Annotated in this window: 1 protein-coding gene; it reads left to right on the top strand. The window is 63.2% G+C overall.

Going from position 1 to position 1,878, the window contains the following annotated elements; translation table 11 throughout:
* Positions 1-350 precede the first annotated feature (350 nt).
* Positions 351-1,838, top strand: a complete 1,488-nt coding sequence (locus NZK35_RS33810; protein ID WP_259636944.1) for a hypothetical protein — start codon at positions 351-353, stop codon at positions 1,836-1,838.
* Positions 1,839-1,878: the final 40 nt, after the last annotated feature.

The following is a 1,878-nucleotide window of genomic DNA, read 5'->3' as shown; positions in this document are numbered from 1 at the left end:
TAACTTAGCGGTATTGGATTTAAGCCCGCACGCGTAAGCAAGGGGCAGCGCGGCGCCCCTCGCTTACGCGTCGGGCTGAGATGATCACGCTGATTTCGAAACATCGACTAAATCGACAGCCCGCTCGCGGGCTGTCGCTAAAAAATGCTTCACAGCGTTGCCCGCTGGGGCGCCGGTCGCTGACGCGGCCCGCCGGGGTCGCCACAACGTGGCGTGTGTCGGGTTCAGGGTCACCGCGCGCCACTGGCTGACGCCACGTGCGGGTGTGCGTCGTGGGCGTAGCCGCCTTGCCACGGGACCGCCGAATTTGCTACAGGCGAACCGAATCGCCCTTCCGTAACGCCAATGCTGTGATATCCGAACGACTGGCCCCGACCGAAAACGCTCCCACCGACGTCCGGGTCGTCCGTGAACTTGGAAAAGGGCGGGCGGCGACGGCGCGGCTGGTCGATGCGACATTTCGAGACGGTTCGACGGTACGTTGTGTCGAAAAGGTGTTTTGCCCGGGCCGATTGACCCGTGCGATCTATCGGATCTTCTTTTTCGCCCCGTTTGCCTATCAATTCAACCGCGACGCGATCCTGGCGTGTTTCTATCGCCGCCGAGTGGGGGCCGAGATCTTGCAGCGGGCGGGCGTGGACGTCGACGTCGCTGCTCCGCTCTACGTCCGCTTCGACGCGGCAGCGCCTGGTTGGGTGCTGGCTGCCGAACATGTTGCCGGTCGTGGCGTCCGTCCGACCGGCCTGGGCGAGGCGGCGGGTGAAATCGATCAGTTGATCTCGGTGATGCATCGTGCCAAAGACGCTCTGGTGCAAGCGGGGCTGACCGGCAGCGGCTGGCAGGTCGACCCGCGGGCGATGGTTTCCACCGCCAATTTATTGCGTCGCGGAGAACGTTACACGATCATCGATTTGGAATCCGGCATCCCCGCGATCTTGGTCCCCAAGTATTGGCTGCTCGCCGCCGGCCAGCGGACCTGGCCGCCGTTCGATGATCTGGACGCTGGCAAGCTGCGTTTGTCGATGTTGGCCGGGGCGGCCGACGTCGACGCGTTGATCGATCACACCTCTCGTTGGAAAACGTGCGAGCCGGCCCCGCTACGACTGGACACGTGGCGGCGGTTGGTGGCTAGGACGCGGCGTCAGGTGAGCCGCTCGGCACGCGCGACGTGGCATCTGTTGACACGACGCCGCTATCAGACTTACGTGGGATTGCGGTACCTCCGCCGTTCGATCCGACGCTGGGAATCCGAGCAACGAATCGGTTCAGACGAGGCTTCCGATCTGGTTGGTCAGGTTGATGCGAAGGAGGTCGCGACGTATGCGCGGGGGATGGCTCTGCATTTGGCGATCAAGGCCTGTTCGCCATGGGTGGTGCCGGCGAAATATGGTGGTGTGGCTGCCGCAGTGGTGACCGGCAATGTCTGGTTCTTGTTGCCCTGGTTGCTGTTGCCGTTGGCGCGTGCCGTGGTGACGCTGTCGAACTGGTTGGCGTGTGGCCGCAGCGTCCGACATACCGAAGCCTTGCTCTGGGGTTGTCTCCCCACCGTCGGGTCGTTGGCGTTTCCGGTTCAGATTTTCGTGCGGCGTCCGGCGTTGGCGCATTTTCTGATTCGCGACTTTGCCTCGCGCATCGGCCGACGTCTGCCGATTTATGGTGGCAAGGATTCGCGGACGGAGATGATGTTGATTCGCTGCAGCGATCACATCCTGGTTGCGATGGCTTGGATGTTCCAAACCGATGTGACGCAGCAGCGGGAGACGGATCAGGGTGCCACGGTCGGTCCGTCGCAGTCGGATCCCGTTTCGCTCGAGCACACGACCAAGCGAGCCGCTTGATCAATCTGAACGGCGAGGCTGCTCGCGCTGGCGCGAACCG

It is taken from the genome of Stieleria sedimenti, from assembly GCF_025060895.1.
In the GTDB taxonomy this organism is placed as follows: Bacteria; Planctomycetota; Planctomycetia; order Pirellulales; family Pirellulaceae; genus Stieleria; species Stieleria sedimenti.
Note: the sequence above shows the minus strand (reverse complement) of the source record. Positions and strands in the feature narration are given on the sequence as shown.